General features: G+C 71.9%; 13 protein-coding genes. 1 reads left to right on the top strand and 12 read right to left on the bottom strand.

The window, feature by feature from the left end; all coding sequences use genetic code 11:
• Positions 1-15: 15 nt before the first annotated feature.
• The 8 genes from HUT18_RS28365 to HUT18_RS28330 all read right to left on the bottom strand — a co-directional run bounded on the left by HUT18_RS28365 (position 16) and on the right by HUT18_RS28330 (position 11,900).
• Positions 16-1,395: a beta-galactosidase gene (locus tag HUT18_RS28365; RefSeq protein ID WP_176103373.1), complete on the bottom strand. Its 1,380-nt coding sequence runs from the start codon at positions 1,393-1,395 to the stop codon at positions 16-18.
• Positions 1,392-2,492: a glycosyltransferase gene (locus tag HUT18_RS28360; RefSeq protein ID WP_176103372.1), complete on the bottom strand. Its 1,101-nt coding sequence runs from the start codon at positions 2,490-2,492 to the stop codon at positions 1,392-1,394. The genes HUT18_RS28365 and HUT18_RS28360 overlap by 4 nt, the downstream gene beginning before the upstream one ends.
• Complete coding sequence (locus HUT18_RS28355; protein WP_176103371.1) at positions 2,482-4,122, bottom strand: glycosyltransferase family 39 protein; 1,641 nt, start codon at positions 4,120-4,122, stop codon at positions 2,482-2,484. Before HUT18_RS28355 ends, HUT18_RS28360 begins: the two co-directional genes overlap by 11 nt.
• A complete protein-coding gene (locus HUT18_RS28350; protein WP_176103370.1) occupies positions 4,119-5,123 on the bottom strand; it encodes a PIG-L deacetylase family protein in 1,005 nt (334 codons plus the stop codon). Before HUT18_RS28350 ends, HUT18_RS28355 begins: the two co-directional genes overlap by 4 nt.
• Positions 5,113-8,397 (bottom strand): glycosyltransferase, encoded by a 3,285-nt coding sequence (locus HUT18_RS28345; protein WP_176103369.1) that lies wholly within the window; start codon positions 8,395-8,397, stop codon positions 5,113-5,115. The genes HUT18_RS28350 and HUT18_RS28345 overlap by 11 nt, the downstream gene beginning before the upstream one ends.
• Positions 8,394-9,893: a glycosyltransferase family 4 protein gene (locus HUT18_RS28340; RefSeq protein WP_176103368.1), complete on the bottom strand. Its 1,500-nt coding sequence runs from the start codon at positions 9,891-9,893 to the stop codon at positions 8,394-8,396. The genes HUT18_RS28345 and HUT18_RS28340 overlap by 4 nt, the downstream gene beginning before the upstream one ends.
• Positions 9,894-9,897: 4 nt before the next feature.
• Positions 9,898-10,620 (bottom strand): glycosyltransferase, encoded by a 723-nt coding sequence (locus HUT18_RS28335; RefSeq protein ID WP_176103367.1) that lies wholly within the window; start codon positions 10,618-10,620, stop codon positions 9,898-9,900.
• A 488-nt stretch (positions 10,621-11,108) separates the two neighbouring features.
• Positions 11,109-11,900 (bottom strand): glycosyltransferase family 2 protein, encoded by a 792-nt coding sequence (locus HUT18_RS28330; protein ID WP_254878843.1) that lies wholly within the window; start codon positions 11,898-11,900, stop codon positions 11,109-11,111.
• Between the two features lie 177 nt (positions 11,901-12,077).
• Between HUT18_RS28330 and HUT18_RS28325 the strand changes: the two genes are divergently transcribed.
• Positions 12,078-13,907: a glycoside hydrolase family 15 protein gene (locus HUT18_RS28325; protein WP_176103366.1), complete on the top strand. Its 1,830-nt coding sequence runs from the start codon at positions 12,078-12,080 to the stop codon at positions 13,905-13,907.
• 70 nt (positions 13,908-13,977) lie between these two features.
• Here the strand turns inward: HUT18_RS28325 and HUT18_RS28320 are convergent, their stop codons facing one another.
• The 4 genes from HUT18_RS28320 to HUT18_RS28305 all read right to left on the bottom strand — a co-directional run bounded on the left by HUT18_RS28320 (position 13,978) and on the right by HUT18_RS28305 (position 24,947).
• Positions 13,978-15,705, bottom strand: coding sequence for a protein kinase (locus HUT18_RS28320; protein WP_176103365.1), 1,728 nt, complete (start codon positions 15,703-15,705; stop codon positions 13,978-13,980).
• Positions 15,706-15,820: 115 nt separating this feature from the next.
• Positions 15,821-16,540 (bottom strand): helix-turn-helix domain-containing protein, encoded by a 720-nt coding sequence (locus tag HUT18_RS28315; RefSeq protein WP_176103364.1) that lies wholly within the window; start codon positions 16,538-16,540, stop codon positions 15,821-15,823.
• 378 nt (positions 16,541-16,918) lie between these two features.
• Positions 16,919-17,689 carry a class I SAM-dependent methyltransferase gene (locus HUT18_RS28310; protein WP_176103363.1) on the bottom strand — a complete coding sequence of 257 codons (771 nt, stop codon included), beginning with the start codon at positions 17,687-17,689 and terminating at the stop codon, positions 16,919-16,921.
• Positions 17,690-17,723: 34 nt separating this feature from the next.
• Positions 17,724-24,947 (bottom strand): type I polyketide synthase, encoded by a 7,224-nt coding sequence (locus HUT18_RS28305; RefSeq protein WP_176103362.1) that lies wholly within the window; start codon positions 24,945-24,947, stop codon positions 17,724-17,726.
• Positions 24,948-24,980 lie beyond the last annotated feature (33 nt).

The following is a 24,980-nucleotide window of genomic DNA, read 5'->3' as shown; positions in this document are numbered from 1 at the left end:
CTCCTTGAGGCTCGTTCACCGGTCCTGCTCTTCGATCACGGCGGCGTACTCCTTGAGCGAGGTGCCCTCGGTGCCGTCGTGGAGATTGGCGTCGAAGGCCCACATGAGCCCCTTGAGCCCACAGGCCCGCATCTGCCACGCCGCCCTGTCCATGACGCCCGGGTGGTACGGGGCGACGTGCGCGCCCGCGCTCTCGCCGCTCAGCGGGAAGTCCTCCAGCGTCGCGATCCGCGCGATCCAGCGGACCGAGGACCAGTTCTCCACGGCGGCCGGGCGCCCGTTGTGGGTACGCCCGTCCAGGCCGACGGACTTGTCCTCGGGGCGGCAGACGTTGTCGCGCGGGATGCCGGAGCCGTCGACGAGTGCAGTACTGACGATCTGGACGTTGTCCTGGTGCTGGATCCGGCCGATGGTGCGGGAGAACCCGGCGCCCTCGCCGAGCAGCGCCGACTCCCGGCCGTCGCCGAGCCGGTCGCGGACGGCCGCGCTCAGCTCCGCGGGCCGCAGGCCCGTCCCGGGGACCAGCACCTTCAGCAGTCCCCGGTACCCGAGGTCGTCGTACCGGTCGACCTGCCAGTTGACCGCACCGGCCAGGGAGGACAGGTACCACTCGTACCAGCGCAGCGCCTGGCGCGGTGTGAACTCCGCGCCGTGGTGGGTGCGTTGGCCGGGGCGCCAGCCGGGGTACGGGTTCATCGGCACGCCCTCGGCCCGGCCGGGCTCGGCGTGTGCGGCCCGTGCGTACCGGTCGAAGGCCCAGAAGGAGCCGTGGTGCCCCCCGGACCGTTCTTCCGGCGCCGGGGCGGCGTCGGGGTAGGTGAACTCGCCGGAGCCGTTGACGCCGACGCGGATCGCCCAGAACGAGTTCAGGCCGAGGGCACGGTCGAGGCGTTGCAGATAGTTCCGGGCCGCGTCGCGCACGTCCTGGCTGAACACCAGGTTGGCGCTCTCCCGGGACCGCTTGCCGTGCTGGTCGGTGAAGGCCGCCTCCGGGTGCCGCTCGAACAGCCAGCGCGGCGGCTGGTTGAGGCCGAGTCCGGCCTCGACCTTCATGCCCGCGGTGCGGAACGCGGCGAGCCGGGTACGTAGTTCGGCGAGGTAGCGGCGGTCGAAGTGGCCGGGTGAGGGCTCCAGGCGGCTCCAGTCGACCTGGAGGTGGGCCACCGTGACGCCGTGCTCCTTCTCCCGTTGCGCGGCGGCGGGTTCGGTCTGGAGGGTGCCGAACCAGTGGCGTCCCCGGTCCTGCGAGGGCTGGCCGCCGACGCTGAGCGTGACCACGACCAGGGTCACCACGCACACCACCAGTGCCGCGTACGGAAGCAACCTGCGGCCGCGGGGCAGCAGCGTGCGGAGGGACTCCCAGCGCCGTTTGGGCAGCCGGTGGCGGCCGGTCACTGCAGGAGCTCCCGGTAGAGGCGGGCGTACCGCGCGACGAACCGGTCCTCACCGAAACGGCTCTCGACCACGGCCCGGCCCTGTTCGGCCAGATGCTGCCACCACCACGGCCGTTCGAGCAGTTGCCGCAGCAGATGGCCGGTACGGTGCGGGTCGTTGAGCGGTGCCCGCAGGACGGTGTCGTGCAGGGCGACGAACTGCGGCAGCTCGCTGAGGATGACCGGCCGCCCGGTGGCCAGCGCCTCCAGGACGGTGAGCGGTATGTCCGCCTTGGCCCCGAGGACGGTCGGCAGATAGAGCAGGATGTCGGCGGCCGCGAGCAGTGCGCCCATGTCCTCGACGTGGCCGAGGACTTCGGTGTCCCTGAGCCCTTCGTGGGCGGCCTGGGCGCGCAGTTCCTCGACGCGCCTGGCCGGGTTCTGGCCGGGCCGGTCGCGGACGGCGAGGACCAGGCGGAGCCGTGCCCCGGCGCGGACGGCGACGCCACTGGCCGCGATCGCGTCCTGCGCGCCGCCGCCCGGGTCGTGGTGCCCGGTGACCAGGACGACGGGCGGTCCGTCGATCCGCCGCGGCATCATCGGCCACCGGTCCAGCGGAACGGGCGGCCCGACCACGCACACCTCACCGAAACCCGCCTCGTGCAGATTGCGCGCGGCAGCCTCCGAGTGGGCCACGGTCGGTCCCAACGGACGGCAGTCGGCGAGGAGTTGGGGATCCATCACTCCGGGGACGGTGTGCAGCACCGGCCTGTTGCCGATGAGCCGCGGCCACATCCGGGAGAAGCCGGGGAAGCTCTCGCCGATGGTCATCACGGCGTGTACGAGTTCGACGCGGTGGGCGAGCAGCGCGCCGACCGCCGCCGCCTGGAACCGCTCGGGACGGCCCGGCACCCCGGTGGAGGACAGGACCGGCACCGCACGCCCCGGCAGTTCGAAGGCGGACCGCGGCCGCGGCGGCCACTGCCGGAACCAGTAGTAGTGCAGGCCTTGCAGGGAGCGGGCCAGCGCGGCCGCGAGCTGGATGTCGGCGCCCCGCCGCCCGTCCAGCGGTCCGCTGGTCAGGAGGAGTACCCGGGTGACGGGCTCGTCAACGGTCATGGCCGGATCCGGCTCCCGTGAGGTGCCCGGCCGGGCTCGCCTTCCCGTTCGCCTGGCCGGGCAGCGGCAGTTCGTACAGGGCGAGGGTGCCGTAGCTGCGTTCGTGCACGGAGAAGACGAGCCGCCCCTCCTTGGCGAGCCGCCGGACGCTGTCGGCGTCGAGTCGCCCGTAGCCCTGGTCGAGCAGCTTCCACGGCACCACGAGATAGCGGACGCGGGAGTGCTCACGGTCGGCCGGGGTCAGCCAGTCCCCCACCTGGTAGCGGTCCTTGAGTGCCCAGCTGGAGATGCCTCCGGCGCTGGCGCCGTCGCCCGCCGTGACGGCCGCGCCGTTCGGCACGTTCTCTGCCATATAGGCGCGCAGGCGCGCGAATCCGTCGTCGCGCTGGGTCCGGCCCTCCACGTAGGAGACGCTGGAGAAGACCGTCGCCGCGCCGAGCACCAGCGCCGTCGTCGCCAGCAGGAACCGGCGTCGCAACAGCCGTGCGGGCCGCTCGTCCTTCATGCGGCCGGGGGCGGCCGGCACCCGACGGACGAGCAGCGCCCCCGCGACGCCCAGCGCCGCCAGGTTGGGGACCACAAGGAGGTACAGCGCCTGTTCCTCAAGGGTTCCCTGGGTGAGCGCGAACAGCAGGGTGAAACCCGCGCACAGTTCGAACAGGGCCAGCATCCGCAGTCCGGGGTCCTTGCGCCGGATCAGGACGACCAGGGCGATCGGCCCGAGCGCGAGCAGTCCGTAGGTGGAGGCGAAGGTGGCGAGTTCGGCGGCGAGGCGGCTCGCCAGGGACGGGGTGCCCTCGGCGTTGAACCCGGTGTCCTGAACGACGCCGATGAGCCGCTGGACCCCGTTCTGCTTGGCCCACAGGAAGCCCTCGAAGTGGCCCGTCGTGTAGACCACGGTCAGATACGCCGCGTACGGAACGAGCGAGGCCCCGGCGACGGTGGCCAGCAGGCGGCGGGGCGGTCCCCAGCCGAGGAGCAGGGCGAGGAGCAGCGGCAGCAGCGTGATCAGTGCCGAGTGCTCCTTGGTCAGCAGCGCCATCCCGAACAGCAGGCCCACGGCGACGGCCCGCCCGTACTTGCGGTCGGGGCCCGGCCTCCGGCACAGGCCGAGCAATGCGAGATATCCGGCGACCACCCAGAACATGGTCAGGGTGTCCAGCATCGCCCGGTCGTTCTGCCGGATGACGTACGGGTCGAGGGCGAAGAGCAGGGCGGTGAGCACTCCGGCGATACGGGAGCCTGAGGCGCGGGTGACCAGCAGCATCAGCAGGGCGGCGGTCCCGGCGCCGAACAGCACGCTCAGCAGCCTGGCCTCGTAGATGCTGGTGGCCAAGTCCGGGCTGAAGCCGATCAGTTCGCCCCATCCGGCCTGTACGTAGAAATAGCCGGGCGGGTGCAGGAAGAAGAGTCCCTCGTCGGTGCGGGGGAAGCCGCCGCGTGCCGCGCTGGCACCGAGCTCCCGGTAGATGAGCTCGTCGACGAACAGGTCCGCGGACCGGTCCAGGCCCACGATGCGCAGTGCCGCGGTCAGCGCGAAGAGCGCGAGGGCGAGCAGCGCGGTGGGCAGCCCGCGGACCCGGCGCACGGGTGCCGGCACGCGGGTTCGGGGCTGCTCGGTGACAGTCATGGGCGCGTCCTCGGGCACAGGTAGCGTTCGGCGGCGAGCGGGATGTGCCCGCCGGGGAACAGTCCGTCGGCCTGTGTGCGGTAGCCCCTGATCAGCGCGGACTTGCCGTCGAGTTCCCGCTCCCAGCGCACTTCGGTCAGCTCGTTGCGCTCCAGGAAGCGTGCGTCGGCGGCGTGCCGCAGGTTGTACGGGAAGTCGCTGTAGTAGACGACGTCGCGCGTGCTGAGCTCGGCGGCGGTACGCACCAGCAGGTGGTCGACGTGGCCGCCGACGGCGAGCGGGGCGAGCAGGAGTGTCGGGCCGGTCGGGCCTTCCGGTCGGCCTGCACGGGGCCCGGGCGGCATCTCGCGTATCTCGGGTACCTCAGGTATCTCGGGTATCTCAGGGAGGAGGCCCGCGGATTCCCCCGCCCGTCCGTCCGCACGCCGGTGGTGCGGGTCATGCCCGTTTTCCCTCCCGGTGCGCGTCCCGTCGTTGTTCAGCGCGCGCGTCAGGTCGTTCAGTACGGCTCTGTCGTACGGCGATATCCGGCCGCGCGCCACATGCCAGCGGTAGGTCGGGTACACATGGCCGAGCTCGGGCAGCAGCCGGTTCACCGGGCGGCCGTCGGGCGGGCCGTAGCCGGGCTTGCGGCGGAACAGGCCCTCGGTCAGGCCGGAGTGGTGCCAGTCGACACCGAGCCCGCCGAGCACGGCCCGGTCCTCCGTGCGCCGGGCCTCGTAGAGCGTCCGTGCGTCGGACACCCCGGCCAGCTGGAGGCAGCGGCGCGCCGAGAGCGTGTACGGCGGACCGTCGGCCGCGGAGAACAGGGTCACCACGGTCACCGGGACCCGGCGCCGGGCGTGGGCGATGAGCCCACCGCAGGACAGGACGGCGTCGTCGAGATGGGGCGAGAGCACCACCAGCCGGGCGCACCGCTCGAGCGCGCTCGCCAGGGAGTCGGTCTCCGTGAGTGCGCCGGGTCGCGCGCCAATGCGCCCTCCGACGGGTTCAACGGCCATGGTCGGCAGCCTCCTTCGCTCCGGTCGGTACGGGGTCAAGGGGTTCGGGAGCTTTGGGTACGGCATCGGGAGTGGGGGCGGAGGGGGCCGGACGGCCGTCCGCGAGTACGGACTCGACCAGCGCCCGGTAGCGTCCGGTCATCCGGTCCCAGGTGTACTGGCCCGCGGCACGGTAGGCCGCGCGGCCGAGCCTGCGCCGTTCCTCCTCCGCCCGCGAGAGACGGCCGATCTCCTCGGCCAGGCGCGGCACGTCGAAGGGCGGGACGGCGACGTCCCCCTTCCCCGACAGCCAGCGCAGCCTGGCGAGTTCGAAGTGCAGTACGGGCTTTCCGTGGGCCATGGCCTCAAGCGCGACCAGGCCGAAGGTCTCGTGGCGGGACGGCATCACGACGAAGGCGCTCTCGGCAAGCAGCCGGTCCTTGCGCTCGCCGGAGACATGACCGAGCCAGCGAACGTCGCCCTCGGTCTCGTCGAGGAGCCGTTCCAGCTTGCGTTCCTCCGCCGCCGTCCCGCTTCCGGCGACCAGGAGCGGCAGGGCGGGCGCGGCCAACTGGTAGGCCTCAAGCAGGAGTTCGAGTCCCTTGATCCGGATGTCGATACGGCCCAGCCAGGTGATGTGGGTGCCGGTGCCGAACTCGCTGCGGTCCGTGTGCCGCGGGTCCACGCCGTTCTCGATGACGTGCACGGCCGCGCGCGGGCTGCGGCGCCGGACCTCCTCGGCGTCCGGCTCGTTCAGGACCACGATCTGCCGGTAGTGGCGCACTCCCGCGCGCTCGGCGCCGGAGGGCAGGAAGCGGTACTTCTGCCGGATGGCGCCGCCGCCCTGGTCGACACCGATGACGGGCTTGCGGGTGAACAGCGGCAGGAAGCCGGTGCCCAGCGGCGGCGTGAAGCTCTCCAGCCACAGGTCGTGCGGAACCCGGCGGACCAGGAAGGGAAGCGTGGCCCAGAAGAGGAGTTGGCCCGCGCGCGGTCCGGCCCGGCACACCGGCACATAGTGGTAGCGCAGTCCGTTCCTGGTGCGGGTGCCGCCGTGCCGGGCGGCGGTGACGATCGTGACGTCGTAGTCCTGGTCCAGGCGGCGGGCCACTCGTTCCATGACCGCTGCCCCGCCGCCGCGATAGTGCGGGTTGCCGAAGTCGTCGAAGATCGAGATGACGACACGGCGGCGCCGGTGGCCGTCCGCCGTCGCCGGTGTGCGCGGCTCGTCCCCGTGTGAGCGGACGAGCGCGAGGGCGGAGCGGGTCGCGGTGCGTACGTCGTGCCCGGGCGTCGGCAGTTCGTGTGTGCGCGGCAGGGTGCGGCCCCAACGCTCGTAGCGGGTGGTCCAGTTGGCGCGGCGAACGCAGTGTCCGGGTTCCGTGCCGGGCGACAGGCTCAGCGTCATGTCGTACCGGCGCGCCAGACGGCGGAAGAGGGCGGTGGTGGCCGAGCCCTCGGGAGGGTCGAACTTCACCAGGGAGTCGAGCGGGCCCCGGTCGGTGACCACGAGCCGGGGTCGACCGTCGCGGCCACGGGTCCGCGCGCCCAGGCACGCCCCGGCGGTCCGTACGGCGGCCTCGGCCGCGTCGAACCAGGCGTGCGCGGTGTCGAACCACACACCGAGGACGGTCCTGCGGTCCGCGTCCCGCCAGAACCGTGGCCGTCCGGGGAAACGGCGGCAGAACACACAGCCGTAGCAGTGGGCCGTGCTCACCGTGTAGCCGCTGTCGCGCAGCAGCGGGACCAGCTTGTCGACGAGGGAGGTCTTGCCGACGCCGTCGGGGCCGGAGACGCCGACAAGGAGTCGGCGGGAGGCCCTGCGCCCGCCGGTGCGGGCGTCGCGGGCGGGGTGACCGGCCGGGCCTGTGCTCCCCTCGGAGTGCGCCGTGGTGGGTGCGTCCACGTCCGCGCGGTGGCGCAGGAAGCGTATGGAGGCCAGAACGCCCGTACCGGTGGCGGCGATCAGCCAGAGCACCGGCTGGGTGTGTACGGCGATGAGGACGCCGGTGATCAGCAGGGGCTCGGCGAACGGCAGGCCGCGCAGCGCAGCGGAGCCCTGGCGCCGTATCAGCAGGCGCACCATGAGCACCATCGCCACGAGGGTGCCGCAGGCGCCGCCCACCGCGAGACCCACGACGCCGCCCATCCGCCAGCCGAGCAGCAGCGCCGCCACGAACGCGACCAGGCCCACGACCTGCGGGCGCAGACAGGACTGGTCGTTGTCGGCCTGGAAGAACATCGCGACCAGACTCACCGCGCCGACGGCGAAGCCGGAGATCGCCGTGAACAGGACGAGGGCGCCCATCTGCTGGTAGCCGTCGGGGAAGACCGCGCCGAGGAGGGCGTCGGGCGCGGTGGCGCACACCGCGGTCAGCGGCAGGGCGGCCACGAGGTACATCCGTACCGCGGCGGTGGCGAGGCTGGTGTCCCGGCGGCGGCGCGAGAGGATCGGGAAGAAGGCCACGGCGATCGCGCTGGCCAGGAAGAGCGGCACCCGGCCCACCATCACGCTCACCTGGTAGCTGGCGATCGACGAGCCCGCCATCGGCAGCAGCGCCACGAGCACCAGGTCGATGGTGGCCGTCATCGCCACCAGGCCCTGAACGGTGCCCAGTTGGAGCGCACGGCGCCACAGCGCACGGTTGGCCGGCATCTCGGACCAGCGCCTGCCGCCGCGCGACCGGCCGCGGGGCCACCAGATCAGGAACGGCGCCACGCCGATCCCGAACGCGGCGAGCGCGCCCAGGTCGCCGAGGCCGAACGCGGCCACGAGCAGCAGGCCGACGACGAGTTTCAGCGCGGCCTCTCCGGCGGTCACGCCCGCGAGCGTGCGCATGCGTTCGGTGCCCTGGAGCCAGCCGATGGTCACACGGGTGACGTAGATGAGCAGGGTGACGCCGCCGAGGAGTACGACCACGTCGGGCCCCGCGAACTGCGCGGACACGGCGGCGACCGCCACTCCGGCGACCGCGCCGCCCACTACGGAGATCAGTACGGCGAACCGCACCGCGGCCTCGCGTTCGGCCGCCGAGGTGGAGCGCGCGAGGGCCTGGGCCAGGACCCAGGGGATGGCGACGAGCGCCACGGTCGCCGCGCACAGCAGCAGACCCTGTCCGGCCGCGAAGGTCGTGTAGGCGTCGACGTCGAGGAGCCGGGTGAGCACCAGCGCGTAGGCGTAGTTGAGGACCCCGATGACCAGTGAGGCACCGGTGATCCAGCGTGCGCCACGAACGGCCGTGGCCCCGTCCGAGCCGGTGGGCCCGGTCGCCGCGGCGGTCACCCGGTCCTTCATGAGGTGCCTCCGCCGAATCCCCGGCGGCGGTCGGGGAAGAGGTCGTCGGCGCCCTCGGTGCCGTCGGCGCCGTCGAGGCCGCTCGTTCCGACGAGGACGTCCTGGCGGCTGGCCAGGGTGAGTTCGGGTGCGTGCACGCCGAGACGGTGCAGCGCGCGCAGCGCTCTGACCTCGTCGCAGCCGTGCAGGAGCAGATGGAAGCGGTCGCCGTCGCGGACCCAGGTGTCGGTCTGCCGCAGCACCCGTTCCAGGGCGGCCTCGGTGGCCGCGGCGTCCTCGGCGTCCTCGGCCCGGAATCGGCCGACCACGGTGAGGTCGCTGGGCCGGCGGCGGGAGCGCTGATGACGTCGTGTCCTGCGGATCTCCTCGAGGACCACGGCGGCGAGGCGCTCCGCGCTGTCGTCCCAGGAGAACGCCGCTGCCCAGGACCGGCACCGGGTCGCCGCCCGTGCCCGGGCGGCCGGTTCGGCCAGCGTCTCCAGGGCGGCGGCCACTCCGTCGGCCAGGTCCCCCTCCGGCGGCAGCAGCCAGCCGTTGTGCCCGGGCCGTACGGCGTCGCGCAGCCCGGGCACGTCGTACGCGAGTGTCGGGGTGCCCGCCGCGTTGGCCTCGATCACGGTGAGGCCCCAGCCCTCGGCGGCGGACGGGACGACCGTCAGCCAGGCACCGGCGAGCAGCCGCTGCTTGGCCTCCTCGGAAACGTGTCCGTGGAAGTGCGTGATGTCCGCGACGCCGAGGTCCTCGGCGAGGTCGCGCAGCGCGCCGAGTTCGGGGCCCTCGCCCGCGATGTCGAGCCGCAGGTCCGGTATCCGGCAGGCGAGTTGCGGCATGGCCCGCACCAGCAGGTCGATGCGCTTTTGCGGCATCAGACGGCTGACGACGGCCAGGGTCGGTGTATCGCTGCGCGGCGTACTCGCGGGGTTGTCCGAAGTGGCCGCGGGCGGGCTGCCGTTGGGCACGATGTAGATCGGGTTGTGGAAGCCGAGTTCCCTGCGGGTGCCCTCCAGCGTCGACGGCGACACCACGACCACCGGCCGCCCCCGGTAGACCGCGCTGCCCGCCTGCTTCTCCAGCATCCGGCCGACGATGTTGAGCGGCCGGGGCAGCATCAGGTCGAACTGGCTCTGGTGGACGTGGTGGATGACGCAGATGTCGGCGGTCCAGCGCGGGGTGAACAGCGGGGAGAAGAACGGGATGCCGTTCTGGAAGTCGATGACGGCGTCGTAGCCGTGCCGGTGCCCGAGCAGATGGCGGGCGGCCGCCGCGTACACCCCGTAGGTGCCACCGCCGCGCAGCATCCGTACGCCGTCCCTCGTCCCGCGTGGTGCGGCTCCCGGGTACCGGGCCGAGAAGTGCGTGACATGCGCACCGGCGGCGGCGAACCGGGAGGCGATCTCGAAGCAGTAGGCCTCGGCGCCACCGGCCCGGGGATGGCCGGGATCACGCCAGTTGAGGAAGAGGATGTCGGCGCGGGAGAGTTCCTGGAGTGCGGACATGGTGTCACCTGGCAAGAGAGATCCGGATCAGGTCGGCCATCGAGCGCAGGCCGTCCCGTCGTGCGGAGAACGTCGACCCCGGTACGTCGGACCAGGCCACGGGGACCTCGGTGGCCCGGTGGCCACGGCGCGCGAGGCGGGCGAGGATCTCCACGTCGAAGGCGAAGCCGTCGATGCGGCAGTCGTCGATCACCTCACGCACGAGCGGGCCGTCGAAGAACTTGAAACCGCACTGGGTGTCGGCGATGTCCGGCACGGTCAGCCGTGCGAGCGCCCGGAACATCCAGCCGCCGCAGCGGCGCAGCGCGGACTGCTCGATCTCGTAGCTCGCTCCGTCCGCGCGCCGGGAGGCGATCACCGCGGCGTGGCCCTGCCGCAGCAGCGGCATGACCTGGTCGACGGTGTCGAAGGGGGTGGCGTTGTCCGCGTCGGCGAAGCCGACGAAGCGGGCCGAGGAGGTGGCCATGCCGCGGCGTACCGCGGCGCCCTTGCCGTGGTCGCTGCAGCCGATCGCGTAGACCTCGACCCCGGCCGCGCCATAGCCGTCGAGTACGTCATGGGTGCGGTCGCCGCTGTCGTTGTCGACCACCACCACGGCGGACGACCAGGGGCACCGGGCGAGATGATCGACCGCGGTGGAGACGGTGCTCGGCAGGCGGTGCTCCTCGTTGAACGCCGGGAAGATCACTTCCAGGTCGACGGGCGGGCGCGTCAGCACGGAGGTCATCCGTCCTCGCCCCCCGCCGGGTCAGGGCCGAGGAGGGTCCTGTGTGCGGGTGAGCCGTCGCCTGGGGCCGATGGGCCGGAGTCGTCGCGGCGTGCGGTGCCGGAGCGTGCGACGCGGGCCCGCGCACGGCGGCGACGGGGCGCGACGCGGACCCGCGGGACGAGCGGCCGGTAGGCGCAGGGAGCCCGGCGCACACGGTCGGACTGGCGCCGTGCCGGAGCGTGGTCCCTCGCCGCGTCGTGGTCCCGGCCACCGCCGCGCGTATGCCGCGCGGGCCAGTCGGTCGACCGCCGCAGAGGGTGTGCCCCGGGCGGTCCCGAGTAAGTGATGGTCTGGACCGAGAACACGGAGATCTCTTCCCAACGAGTTGTCGCCACGGATACGGAAAAGCACGTGTGAGGCGACTTGTCTTCTCACCCATGCTGTGCGCGCCCGGAGAAGCATGTCAACCGTTTCAGGCTGAATATGACGATTTTTAAGAATCGCCGTTATGTCTCGGCTCGGCGCCGACGGTGCGTCCGGACGGCTCGCGCCAGTCCATTGCGCGGCCGTTCCGCCAGCAGAACCCACAGAATTCGCCAGCCGTCATGGAGCGTGCGCAGCCGGTAGGTGTCGAATCGGCGCGGCAGTTCCACGCTGGGCACCTCGGCGATACGCAGACCGTAATGCAGGGCGTGCACCACCATCCAGGCACCCGGTTCCACTCCGTCCGGGCGCAGCGGAAGCAGCCGCAGGAAATCGCGCCGGAACGCGCAGAATCCGTACCAGATATCCGTCAGACGCTGACCGTAGAGCAACCGCGCCACACTCAGCAGCGCGCGGTGACCGGCACGTCGCGCGAGCGGATAACCGGGACTGTCGCCGCCCGCGATGAAACGCGAGCCCTTCACGAAGTCGTAACCGCTTTCCAGGTAGTGCACATAATGCGGGATTTCCCCCGGGCGCATACTGCCGTCCGCGTCGATGAGCACCACGAATTCGCCCACGGCCACCCGCAGTCCCTCGTGAATGATCTCCCCCGCCTCTCCCCCGCTGCCGACTCCCGGGCAGATCCGGCGGATACGCGGGGCGGCGGCCGACGACGGGGCGGGGGAAGCGGGGTGCGGGCCCGGACCGTGGTACACGAGGACGATCTCCCCCACACAGCCGGGCACTTCACGAAGGAGCTGGTCGAGCCCGGGACTCTCGTCGCGGACCGGAATCACCAGGCTCACGGTCGGCCGTGCGGCGACAACGGGTGCGGGCCTGTCGGTGGCCCGGCGCAGCGGATGAATGATCAAGGCGATCGCCTCCGGGAACCCATTCGATTCCCTTGGACAGGCACAACGTCTTCATGATGCGGCGACGCAAACCCGCCGGTCAAGCGCGCCTTGCACCCCGCTCCCAAGACCCCGTCCGCACTCACCGACGGAGGATCGGCCATATCCAGGGCTTGCGCGACTGGCTAGAATTTCCACATGGCTGGGCAAATTGAAGATTATGCCCTGATTGGGGATCTTGAGACGGCCGCCCTGGTTGGCAGGGACGGCGCCATCGACTGGATGTGCGTGCCACGATTCGATTCCCCCGCGTGCTTCGCGGCGCTGCTCGGGGACGCCCGCCACGGATTCTGGCGCCTGGCCCCGGCAGGCGTGAAAGGCCACTGCAATCGCCGTTCGTATCGCGGTGACACGCTCGTTCTGGATTCCGTGTGGGAGACGGTCGGCGGGGCCGTTCTGGTAACGGACTTCATGCCGCTGCGCGTGCGTGACTATCCACGGGTGGTACGCATCGTCCGTGGCCTTTCCGGAAGTGTGGCCATGCACGGGGAATTGGTACTGCGATTCGACAACGGCCGTATCGTCCCGTGGAACAGACGCGTCAACAGCCGTGCCGCGGCCGCCGTGGCGGGCCCGGACTCCGTGGTGCTCTCCTGCTCGGCCGGTGTCGACATCACGGTCGAACGGACCGGCACCTCACTCGACTTCACCATGCGCCGCGGGGACCAACGGACGTTCGTCCTGGACTGGATCCCCTCACACCTCACGGCCACCCCCGCGACCGAAGGCCCGCAACAGGCGGACGACTCCGACCAGTTGGAGAGCACCCTCGACTTCTGGCGCTCCTGGGCCGCGAAGTGCCGCTACCAGGGACCCGGTCGCGAGGCCGTCGTACGCTCCCTCATCACCCTCAAGGCCCTGACCTACGCCCCGAGCGGCGGCATCGTGGCGGCCGTCACCACCTCCCTGCCCGAGTGGCCCGGCGGGCAACGCAACTGGGACTACCGCTTCTGCTGGATCCGGGACGCCACCCTCACCCTCTCCTGCCTGATGCGCAGCGGCTATCGCGAGGAAGCCCTCGCCTGGACGCGGTGGTTGCTACGGGCGGCCGCCGGTGACCCGGGCGATCTGCAGCCCTTGTACGGCGTCCTCGGGCAGCGGCGCGTGGACGAGTCCCTGGCGCCCTGGCTGACCGGATACGAAAGCTCGCTCCCGGTACGGGTCGGCAACGCCGCCGCCGAACAGCTCCAACTCGACGTGTACGGCGAGGTGTTGAACGCCCTGTACTCGGCGCTGCGGTCCGGCGTGCCGATCGACGCCCCCACCTGGCATCTGATGGGGGATCTCATGACGCATCTGGAGCAGCACTGGCACGAGCCGGACGCGGGACTGTGGGAAGTACGCGGCCCGCCACGCCACTTCGTCCACTCACGGATCATGGCGTGGGTCGCGGCCGACCGCGCCCTGCGGATGGCCCGAGTGGCGGGCATGCGCGGCTCCGCCCGGCGCTGGTGGGCGCTGCGCCAGGACATCCACCGGGAGGTCTGCGCCCGCGGCTGGGACGCCGATCGGGGCTCCTTCGTCCAGTACTACGGCTCGCACCAGGTGGACGCCTCGGCCCTGCTCATCCCCCGCCTGGGGTTCCTGCCCGCCCAGGACAGCCGGATCCTCGGCACCCTGAGTGCCGTTCGCAGCCTGGACGAGCACGGCTTTCTGCGCCGCTACTCCTCCAACGGCGACGCGGTGCACGCCGTCGACGGCATGACCGGCGGCGAGGGCGCCTTCCTCGCCTGCACCCTCTGGTTCGCCGACAGCCTGGCCATGGCCGGTCACCGCGAGGAGGCGACGGAGGTCTTCCGCCGCGTGCTCGACGTCCAGAACGACGTGGGCCTGCTCGCCGAGGAGTGGGACCCGGTCCACGAACGCCAACTGGGCAACTTCCCGCAGGCGTTCAGCCATGTCGCCCTGGTCAACACGGCGTTCGCGCTGCACGGCTCGCGCAGTGGGGACCGCAGCCCGGCAACGTGAACGTCCGTCCGTCGCAAGGCCGCTGGTCCGCCCGGAAGTTCGCGGGAGTTCGCGAGAGTTCGCGGGAGCGCTACGGGGTCGCCGTACCGCCGCTCGGCATCCCGATGCCCATCACATCCACCACGAAGACCAGGGTGGAGCCGGGCTTGACGCCGTTGCCCACGTCCTGGTCGCCGTACGCCCACTTCGGCGGCACCGCGAACAGCGTCCGGCTCCCCTTCTTCCGACCCACAAGGACCTTGTCCCAGCCCGGGATGACCTCGCCGGTCCCGATCGTGAGCAGCGCCGGTGAGCCGCCGTTCTTCCACGAGTTGTCCACGACCTTGCTCTCGCCCCAGACCTGCATCGTGAAGTGACACTGGCCGCTGTCGCCCGCGGCGAGCGGTTCGCCCTCCCCCGGGGTGAGTGCCAGCGCCGTGATCTCCTTCGGCGGCGGCCCGGACGCCGTGGCGACCGTGGGCTGGGTGCCGAACGCATGGCCCGCCGTGATCTCGGGCAACGGTTCGGTCGCGAAGTCGCCGATGGCTTCCCCTTGCGCGGAACCATCGGCGGCGGGTGCCTCGTCCGGCGTACCTGTCTGGTCCGGGTCCCCGCCTTGACCCTCGCCGCCCGGCTTCTCGGCGGCCCGGTCCTTGTCGCCCCCGTCCCCGTCGTCACGCGTCGCGATCACCGCGATCGAACCGCCGACCGCCGCCGTGGCGACCAGGGCACCGGCCGCCGCGAACAGCCCTCGACGCGAGAGCCGCCCCCGTTCAGCGGCGGTGGGCGGCTGCCCGGGCAGCTGTCCGAAGGGGGCGCCGGGAGGAAATCCTGAAGGGGTCGGGGGTGCGACGGCCGCGGACGTGGGAGCGGACGACAGCGGGGACGCGGGCGCGGACGGGGGCAGGGGAGGTGGCGGCGGGGTGTCGTGGGGCGCGCGGGCCCCGGCGCTGTCCTCCTGGCGCCGGACCACCATCGTGCCGATCTCGGCGGGCAGCCACTGCCCGCCCGGCAGTGTCGCCGCCACCGAGAACTCCGCCCGCAGCGAGGCCACGCTCGGCCGTGCCCCGGGGTCCTTGGCCAGGCAGCGCGCGAGCATCGGTCGCAGCGCGTCGGGAACCCCGTCGAGGCGGGGTTCCTCCTCCAGCGTGCGGTACATCAGCGTCAGCGTGTCACCGTGCCCGAACGGCCCCTCCCCCGTCGCCGCGAACACCAGCAGCGCGCCGAGGGCGTACACGTCCGTGGCGGGTCCGATCCCCTCACCGCGCAGCTGCTCCGGCGCCATGAATCCGGGCGTTCCGGGGGCCATGCCCGTACGCGTGAGCTGGGTGTGGTCGGCGGAGCGGGCGATCCCGAAGTCGATGATGCGCGGGCCGTCCGCGGCCAGCAGGACGTTCGACGGCTTGAGATCCCGGTGCGTGAGCCCGGTGCGGTGGATCGCCTCAAGGGCGGCGGCGGCCCCCGCGATCAGCGCCCGCAGCGGCTCCTCCGGCAGCGGCCCGCCGGCCGCGACCGCCTCGGTGACGGAGACACCGGGGATGTACTCGGTGGCGAACCAGGGGCGTACGGCCGCCGGGTCGGCGTCGAGAACGGCCGCCGTGAAGCGCCCGTCGACCCTCCGCGCGGCCTCGACCTCGCGGGCGAACCGGCGCCGGAACTCCGCGTCCTGGGCGTACTCGGAACGCGCCGCCTTCACCGCGGCGAGGCCCCCGTCCGCCGCACGGCCGAGGAAGACCTCCCCCATGCCGCCACTGCCGAGCCGCCCGACAAGCCGGTACGCCCCGATCGTCTCCGGATCGCCCGCCAGCAGCGGTTCCACGTCGCGTTCCCCCTGTCGCCACGCCCCAGTTGAGCTGGGCCAGCGTACAACCAGGGTGGTACGCGGGTGCGCGGTGGCTGTGCCCCTCACGGGCCGTACGCGCAGCCCCGCTCGGCTAATGCCGATGTCCCTGCCGGAGTTGACGGAACTCGGCGGGGTTGGTTCCGAATGCGGACTTGAAGGCACGGGTGAAGTCCGAGGGGCCGGAGAAGCACCAGCGCCCGGCGATCTCGTGAATGCGCAGTGAGTTCATTGCCGGGTCGGAGAGTTCGCGACGCGCGCCTTCCAGACGCCTTCGGCGAATCCAGGCGGCGACGGTCATTTCGTCCTGCCGGAAGATCAGGTACAGGTAACGCAGGGAAATGTGCTGGGATTTGGCGACAGCCGACGGTGTGAGTAAGGGGTCCCGTAAGTGCTGCTCGATGAAAACCTTGCAGCGCACCAGGAGTTCCCGCTGCCGGGTTTCCGCGGGAAGAACCTCTTCGGCATCGGCGACATGGGCGACGTGGGCGGTGAGCAGATCCACGGCGATCTGGCTGAGTCTCGGCCCGTCCGCATTCCGGTACGAGGAAGCGCCGTTGTCCAACTGTTCGAGGAGCTGGGCCAGCAGCCCGCTGTACACGCTGTGGACCGACAGATTCAGCTCACTTGCGCGGTCAAGGCGGGAGGGCGGCAGCGCCATCAGATCTCGGGGCACCTTCACCACGGACAGATTGCACTCCGGCGCATTCGTGTCCACGAAAGCACTGACCGAGCGTGCACTGCTGTCAATGAACAACTCCCCATCCTTGACCGTGATTTCCTCGTCGACCTTCCCATGCCAGACGACGTTCAACGATCCTCTCGTCAGAAGTCCGACATGAAAGTGCTCCGCACCGTTCTCCCGCACGTGACGTGGCGTTCTGTGATAGCCCCAGGGCGTGCCCCGCGCCGCCCAATAACCCGCGGGACCCAGGTCTCCTCTGCGCTGGCGCCACGAGAACCGATCATCCCGGTCGCTCAAGATCTCGAGTGAGCCCTCGTGCCTGGCGACAACTCCCCTTTGTCTCCAGGCTTCGAACCTGTCGTCGGCAGGGTAGTCCTCGCTGTCGAAAACTACGTCACCCCACATGGTGTCCCCCTCGGCATGCCACCACTGGCCCCAGGAAGACTATCCACTCACCTGCTCAACGTTTGATAAATGGACCAGCCGCGATCTTCGGGGACAGACGGTTCAAGCCACCGTCCACGCCCGGAATACGCCCACACATCCCTGAACGGTCAGTTCATGGCGGTCGAAGTGCTGGGCGAGTTGGGCGCGGAGATCGTCGAGGGTGTCGCCGTCGTTGTGGAACGCGCCCCGCTTGTTGAGCATCCGCATGGCCCGGCGGGCCGCGGAGGTCACCGGCACGCCGGACGAAAGGACCGTGGTGCCGAAGACGATTCCGCCGGGGCGGACCGCGGCCGCGGCGTGCGCCAGGGCGACGCCCTTCTCCCGGAGGTTTCCCGGGACGCAGTGCAGCAGGTAGCTCATGCCCACCGAATCGTGCGAGTGCTCCGGTACGGGCAGCGGTTCCAGTACGTTCGCGCGGACCGTGGTGACCTCGTGGCGGCGGAGCCGGTGCGCCGTGTGGGCCAGGGAGTTGGGGTTGAGGTCGACCAGGGTGATCCGCGGGTCGGGCACCGGGAACCGCGCATGGTGCAGCAGGTAGCCGCTGCCCACACCGATGTCCATGTGGCGCGCGCCCACACTGGTGTCGTACAGGCTCCGGGAGACCGCCGACGGGCAGCGCCACAGCAGGGGGCCGGTGCCTCGGTACACCATGAGGTCGTAGAGGTTGAGCAACGGCTTCGAGTACCCGGCCTGCCCGTCGATCACGGCCTGGTCGAGATGGCCGAGGTCGTTCGGACCGTTGTCGTTCAGGGTGTTGTCGTTCGGGGCATTGTCGTTCTTCGGGGCGTCGTCGTTCAGGGCGTTGCGGCCGTCGGCGGCGTTGGACGTCATCGTGCTCCTTGGGTGGTCCTCAGTGGGGTTCTCGTCAGTGGGTGATCGTCAGTGGGTGGCTGCGGTGATCCCGGCGCAGGCCGCCGAGCCAGTGGCCCACCGCGTGCAGCGCGGGCTCGATGTGTTCACCGATGATCGAGAAATGGGTCCCCGGCGTATCGACGGCCGTGTGCGGGAGCTGCCAGCGGGGCTGCCAGTCCTTCGGTGCCTTGCCGGAGTCCGCCGTCGACGCCCGTACGAGCAGCGTCGGCGCGCCGATCTCGCGCGGAGCCCACGACCGGAACAGCCCGGCGTAGTGCGCCATGGCCGTGAGACAGGCGTCGTCACCGGCCTCCTGGGGCCAGCTCCCGTCCGGCGCACCGGACTTACGCGCCTGCGACCTACGGGCTTGCTCGATCAAGGAGTGGAGGTACGGAAGCATCGCGCTGTCCGGCCAGTGGCTGTCCAGGAGCACGACGGCGTCCGGGCCCGCGCCGCGCGCTTCGAGCGCGGCCGCGGTGGCGTGCGCGATCCAGCCGCCCGCGGAGTACCCGAGCAGGACGAGGGGCCCGCCGTCGTCCCTGCGGCCGCCATTGCTTTCACCGTCGCCGCCGCCCTCGCTGTCGTTCCCGCCGCGGCACTGTGCGACGGCATCCGCCTGGAGTTCCGCCAGGGCGTCCACAGTCGCGGGGAGCGGTTCCCGCCAGTCGAAGCCGGGCGCCGGCAGGGCCCAGACATCGTGCTCGCCCCCGGAGGCGGCAGCCAGCCGGGCGTACTGCGAGGCCCCCGAGCCGACGGCGAACGTCGGAAAGCACACGAGCCGGGCGGCGGAACCGCGCGCCAGCCTGACCTGTTGAGGCCGCGGCCGCTCCTCGGACGCCTCGAAGACCGGGCGGAATCGCGCGACTTGACGCACCAGTTCCTGGAACTCCTCCGTCCGGCCCAGTTCACCGGCGCGGGCGAAGAGCGGCCCGAGGGTGAGGCGTTGGCCCCCTTCGGCCTCACGGGCGGCTGCTTCCGCGTCGTGCGGGGCGTGCCCGTGGTGTGAGGCGTACGGGGCGTGCCCGTCGTGCGGCTCGTCCAGGTCGCCGGGACCGGTCGGTGTCCATTCCGCGGCCAGATGCCGGGTCAGGGCAGAGACGGTGGGGTGCCGGAAGACGAGGCCCGGAGGGAGCCGCAGACCGGTGTCCGCGCCGATCCGGTTGCGCAGGTCCACCGCCGTCAGCGAGTCGAAGCCCAGCTCGGGCAGGGGCCGCTCGTCGTCGACGGCGTCCGGGTCCGCCAGCCTGAGGACCGCCGCGACATGGGTACGGACCAGGGTGGCGAGGAGCCGGGTCCGCTCCTGGCCGTCCGCCGCCGCCAGACTCTGCCTGACCTGCCGTGCCCGGTCCGCCGGCTGCCGACCGTGCTCGTCCGAAGCAGAGCTCGCCCCCATCGTCGGCGCGGTGCCCTCGGGCCAGTACCGACGACGCTGGAACGCGTACGTGGGCAGGTCCACCAGAAGTGCGCCGCAGTCGGCGAGCATCCTGTCCCACCCCACCGGGACGCCCCTGACGTGCAGTTGGGCCAGCGCGGCGAGGAGTGCTTCGAGTTCACCGGTGTGCTGTTGCCCGGCTGGCGACAGGAGGGTGAGGCCCTCGGCCGTGGCTGCCGCCCCGGTTCCGTTCCCGTCCGGGCCGGTCGCCCCGGTACGGACGGGCCCCATCATGAGGTGGATACGCACGCCTTGGGCCCCGGCCCACCCCGCGCCGTCGGCCGGTGTGCCGCCCTCCCGTGCGAGGCGCACCCAGTGCTCCGGCGACGACAGTTCCTCGTACGGCACCGGCCGCCCCGTGTGGCCGGAGGCGAGCGGAGTCATCGGTGGGCGGAACGTCAGCGTCTTGACCGCCCGTCGGATACCGTCCGCCGCCGACTCGTGGGAGACGACCGCGCGGGCCTCTTCCGTGGCCCGGCCCCCGCCCTCCCGCTCGCCCTCGCCGTCGCCCGCGACCGCCCGGCCGAGGGCGACGAGAAGTACCGCCGCGTCGGTCAGGGACAGCGCGCCCGCGCAGTGCGTCGCGGTGACCTCCCCGACGGACCGGCCGAGGAGCAACCCGGGGCTGACCCCCCAGTGCTCAAGGAGCCGGAAGAGGGCCACTTCCCCGGCGAACAGCGCCCCTTGGGCAAGTACCGGGTCAAGTACCGGGTCGAGCTCAGGGGCACGTACCGGCTCCTGCGGCGCCTCTCCGTTCGGGAGCAGTACGTCTGCCGGGCGGCAGCCCAACTCGGCCGCCACCGCGGCGGCGGCCTCGTCCAGCGCCGACGCGAACAGCGGGAACCGCGCCGCCAACTCCCGTACGAACGCGGCTCGTTCCCCAGCCGTTGCCCCGGCCCACTCCCCCGCCCCCGCACGGGCGGGACCGGAGAACAGGAACGCGACCCGGTCGCGGGCGCGCGCCGTACCGCGCACCACACCCGGGCCGGACGCGTCCTGCGCCAGCGCCGACAGCGCGTCCAGGAGAGCCTGCCGGTCCGGGCCGAGGAGTACCGCGCGGTGCTCCAGCCGGGCCCGGGTCGCCGCCAACGAGCGTGCGACATCGGCCGGTACGAGCTCAGCACGCTCCTCGACGAACCGGCGCAACCGCTCGGCCTGCGCACGCAACGCCTCCTCGGTCCCGCCCGAGAGCACCCAGGGCAGCACGGGGAGGGAGGAGGTGAGGGGGCATGAGGTGCGCGGTGCGGAACCGGCGGCGGGCTCTTCGGCCGCGTCCTGCCCGTCCTGCACATCCGGCCCGACCGGTCCGCCCGGTTCGTTCGGTTCGTTCGGTTCGTTCGGTTCGTTCGCCGTCTCCGTCAGGTCCTCCGGCGCCTGCTCGAGCACCACGTGCGCGTTGGTCCCGCTGATCCCGAAGGAGGAGACACCGGCACGACGTGCCCTGCCGGTTTCCGGCCAGGGCCGGGCCTCGGTGAGCAGCTCCACCGCGCCCGAGGACCAGTCCACGTGGGGCGTCGGTTCGTCCACGTGCAGGGTGGGCGGCAGCACGCCCCGGCGCAGCGCCATCACCGTCTTGATGACACCGCCGACACCGGCCGCGGCGGCGGTGTGACCGATGTTGGACTTCAACGAGCCGAGCCACAAAGGAGCGTGGGCCGGGCGCCCCTGGCCGTATGTGGCGAGGAGGGCCTGCGCCTCGATGGGGTCGCCGAGTGTGGTGCCCGTGCCGTGCGCTTCGACGGCGTCCACGTCGCGGGCGGTGAGTCCGGCGTGGGCCAGCGCCTGCCTGATGACACGCTGCTGGGCCAGTCCGTTCGGGGCGGCCAGTCCGTTGCTCGCCCCGTCCTGGTTGGTGGCGGTGCCGCGGATCAGGGCGAGCACCGGGTGTCCGGCGCCGCGCGCCACGGAGAGCGGTTCGAGCAGCAGCATGCCGACGCCCTCGCCCCAGCCGGTGCCGTCCGCCCCCGCGGCGAACGCCTTGCACCGCCCGTCCGGCGACAGCGCGCCCTGACTGCTGAACTCGACGAACGCGCCCGGGGTCGAGAGGATCGTCGCCCCGCCCACCAGGGCGGCCGTGCAGTCGCCCTGCCGTAGCGCCTGCACCGCGAGATGAAGCGCGACCAGGGACGACGAGCAGGCGGTGTCGACCGTCACCGCGGGGCCTTCGAGACCGAAGGTGTACGCGAGACGCCCCGAGGCGACGCTCGGCGAGGTCCCGGTCATCAAGTGCCCGGCGCTGTCCTCGGGTTCGGCGGTGAGCAGCGGAAGGTAGTCCTGGCCGCTGAGGCCCACGAACACGCCGGTTCGGCTGCCGCCGAGCGCGTCGGGCGCCAACCGTGCCCGTTCCAGGACCTCCCACGCCACCTCCAGGAGGAGGCGCTGCTGCGGGTCCATCGCCTGCGCCTCACGCGGACTGATCCCGAACAGGAGCGGGTCGAAGCGGTCGGCGTCGTGCAGGAAGCCGCCCTCGCGGACGTAAGTGCGCCCGGGCCGCCCGGGGTTCGGGTCGTAGAGCCCCTCCGTGTCCCAGCCTCGGTTGGCCGGGAAGGAGGAGGTCGCGTCCCGCCCCGAGGCGACCAGGTCCCAGAGTTGTTCGGGCGAGGTCACGTCACCGGGGTATCGGCAGCCCATCGCCACGATCGCGATCGGCTCGCCGGTGGCCGCCTGTGCCGACACCGGCTCTTCGGCCTGCTCTTGAGCGCCCGTCAGGCAGGCGAGGAGATGCAGGGACAGCCGTTCCGGCGTCGGGTGGTCGAAGACCGCTGCCGGGGCGAGGCGGACACCGGTCGCGCCTGCCAGCCGGTTGCGCATCTCCATCGCCGTCATCGACACGAAACCGAGGTCCGTGAAGGCCTGGGTGATGTCGATGCCGGCCGGGGAGCCGTGGTTCAGCACGGCTGCGGCGTGCTCGCACACGGTCTCAAGGACCATCGACTGCCTCCCGTTCTCCGGGAGTTCGGCGAGGCGCCGCCGGAACACGGCCGCCGCGCTGTCGTCTCCCTCGCGGACGGCGGACGCCGCGGGCAGCGTGTCGGGCCAGTAGCGGCGGCGCTGGAACGCGAGGGTGGGCAGATCCACCAGGCGAGCCCGTGGTCCGGTATGCGCCGACCAGGCCACCGGGACCCCCTGGACCTGCGCCTCCGCGAGGGAGGTCAGGAAGCGCCCCAGGTGTCCTTCGTCCCGTCGCAGCGAGGTCAGCACGGTGCTCGCGGCACTCTCGGTGATCTCGTGCAGGGACATCGCGAGCACCGGGTGCGGGCTCACCTCCACATACGTACGGTGCCCGGCCGCGAGGAGCTCCCGCACGGTCGGGTCGAAGCGGACCGTCTCGCGCAGGTTCCGGTACCAGTACGCGGCGTCGAGCCCCACGGTGTCGACCGGGCCGCCGTGGACCGTGGAGAAGAACGGGATCGCGGCCGTGCGCGGGGTGATGTCGGCGAGCGCTGCGGTGAGTTCGGCCTCCAGCGTCTCGACCTGGGCCGAGTGCGAGGCGTAGTCCACCGCGACCCGGATCGCCCGTACGCCTTCCCGCTCCGCGGCGTCCAGGAGCTCGTCGAGCGCCTGCGCGTCACCCGAAACGACAACGGACGAGGGCCCGTTGACCGCGGCGACGGCCAGCCGCGTACCCCACTTGGCGAGCCGGTCCCGCGCCTGCTCCTCCGGGAGGGCCAGGAACGCCATGCCCCCGCTGCCCGCCAGACGTTCGGCGACGAGACGGGAGCGCAGTGCCACGATGCGGGCCCCGTCATCGAGGGGCAGGGCGCCCGCGACGCACGCGGCGGCGATCTCGCCCTGCGAGTGGCCCACCACGGCGCCGGGCTCCACGCCATGGGCGCGCCACAACTCGGCGAGCGAGATCATCATGGCCCACAGCGCGGGCTGGACCACGTCGACGCGGTCCAGTGGCGCCGCACCCGCGACGCCGCGTACGACATCGAGCAGCGAGAAGCCGACGTACGGCGCCAGGGCTTCGGCGCACTCGTGCAGCCGCGCGCGGAAGACCGCCGAGTCCCGGCACAGGTCCGCCGCCATGCCCTCCCACTGGGCGCCTTGGCCGGGGAAGACGAACACCGGCCTGCCGGGGTCGCGTGCCACGCCCGCCACCACACCGGCGGCGCTCCTCCCCTCGGCCACCGCTTCGAGGCCCGCGTCGTACGCGTCCCGGTCGTCGGCCAGTACGACGGCCCGGTGGTCGAACAGGGTGCGCGAGGTGAGCAGCGAGTGGGCGATGTCGGCCGGTGCCAGGTCCGGGCGGGCTCGTACGTGCTCGCGGAGGCGGGCCGCCTGGTCCCGCAGCCCGCGCTCGCTCCGCGCGGTGATCAGCCAGGGCAGGGGGCCGGTCCCGGTGTGGTCCCCCTCGGCCGTGTTCCGCGCGGGGGCGCCCGCGAGGTCCGGTGCCACGGCGGGGGCGGGGAAGCTGTCGTCCTCCGACTGCTCAAGGATCACATGGGCGTTGGTGCCGCTGATCCCGAAGGAGGACACCCCGGCTCGGCGCGGACGGCCGGTCCGCGGCCACTCCCGCACCTCGGTCAACAGGCGGACCGCACCCGACGACCAGTCCACATGCGGCGTCGGCTCATCCACATGCAGCGTCGGCGGCAGCATGCCTCGCCGCATCGCCATCACCGTCTTGATGACGCCGCCGACGCCTGCGGCCGCCTGGGTATGGCCGATGTTCGACTTGATCGACCCCAGCCACAACGGCCGCTCCACCGAACGCTCTTGACCGTACGTAGCAAGCAACGCCTGCGCCTCGATCGGGTCACCCAGCGTCGTACCCGTCCCGTGCGCCTCCACCACATCAACCAGATCCGCCGACAACCGCGCCGACGCCAGTGCCTGCCGAATCACCCGCTGCTGCGAAGGACCATTGGGAGCGGTCAACCCATTCGACGCCCCGTCCTGATTCACCGCCGAACCCCGCACCACGGCCAGTACGGGATGCCCCTTGCGCCTCGCGTCGGAAAGCCGCTCCAGCAGTACGAGTCCGACTCCTTCGCCCCACCCCGTACCGTCCGCAGCCGCCGCGAACGCCTTGCACCGCCCATCCGCGGCAAGCCCCCGCTGACGACTGAACTCCACGAACATGCCGGGGGTCGTCATCACCGAGGCGCCGCCCGCCAGGGCCATGGAGCATTCGCCCCGGCGCAGCGCCTGCACGGCGAGGTGGAGCGCGGTCAGCGATGCCGAGCAGCCCGTGTCGACGGTCAGCGCGGGGCCTTCGAGGCCGAAGGTGTAGGCGAGACGGCCCGACAGCACACTGGCGAGGATGCCCGTGGAGTAGCCCTCGAAGGACCCGAGAGCGTTCTGGAGCAGAATCGCGTACTCCTGGCTGCTGGTGCCCACGAAGACACCGGTGCGGCTGCCGCGCAGCGAGGACGGCGTGAGGCCCGCGCGTTCGAAGGTCTCCCAGGTCACCTCGAGGAGCAGACGCTGTTGCGGGTCGAGGGTCAGTGCCTCGCGCGGGCCGATCCCGAACAGGCCCGCGTCGAACGAGGCGACGTCGGCCAGGAAGCCGCCCTCGCGTGCGTAGGTCTTTCCGGGCTTGTCCGGATCGGCGTCGTAGAGGCCGTCGACGTCCCAGCCGCGGTCCTCGGGGAACGGCGCGATCGCGTCCCGCCCGGAGACGACCAGCTCCCACAGATCCTCCGGCGACCGGACGTCCCCCGGGAAGCGGCAGCCCATCGCCACCACCGCGACCGGTTCCGCGGCCGCCTCCTCCAACTCCCGCAGTCGCCCCCGGGTCTCGTGCAGATCGGCGGTCACCTTTTTCAGGTAGTACCGGATCTGATCGTCCGTCACCATGCGCAACCACCTCGTCGAGACGTCATCGTTGTC

Origin of the sequence: Streptomyces sp. NA04227 (assembly GCF_013364195.1) — a bacterium.
In the GTDB taxonomy this organism is placed as follows: Bacteria; Actinomycetota; Actinomycetes; order Streptomycetales; family Streptomycetaceae; genus Streptomyces.
Note: the sequence above shows the minus strand (reverse complement) of the source record. Positions and strands in the feature narration are given on the sequence as shown.

Bases quoted from the DNA above. Each gene is read 5' to 3' on its own strand.
- HUT18_RS28360 (WP_176103372.1), bottom strand. From the start codon at position 2,492: ATGACCGTTGACGAGCCCGTCACCCGGGTACTCCTCCTGACCAGCGGA.
- HUT18_RS28355 (WP_176103371.1), bottom strand. From the start codon at position 4,122: ATGACTGTCACCGAGCAGCCCCGAACCCGCGTGCCGGCACCCGTGCGC.
- HUT18_RS28350 (WP_176103370.1), bottom strand. From the start codon at position 5,123: ATGGCCGTTGAACCCGTCGGAGGGCGCATTGGCGCGCGACCCGGCGCA.
- HUT18_RS28345 (WP_176103369.1), bottom strand. From the start codon at position 8,397: ATGAAGGACCGGGTGACCGCCGCGGCGACCGGGCCCACCGGCTCGGAC.
- HUT18_RS28340 (WP_176103368.1), bottom strand. From the start codon at position 9,893: ATGTCCGCACTCCAGGAACTCTCCCGCGCCGACATCCTCTTCCTCAAC.
- HUT18_RS28335 (WP_176103367.1), bottom strand. From the start codon at position 10,620: ATGACCTCCGTGCTGACGCGCCCGCCCGTCGACCTGGAAGTGATCTTC.
- HUT18_RS28325 (WP_176103366.1), top strand. From the start codon at position 12,078: ATGGCTGGGCAAATTGAAGATTATGCCCTGATTGGGGATCTTGAGACG.
- HUT18_RS28310 (WP_176103363.1), bottom strand. From the start codon at position 17,689: ATGACGTCCAACGCCGCCGACGGCCGCAACGCCCTGAACGACGACGCC.
- HUT18_RS28305 (WP_176103362.1), bottom strand. From the start codon at position 24,947: ATGGTGACGGACGATCAGATCCGGTACTACCTGAAAAAGGTGACCGCC.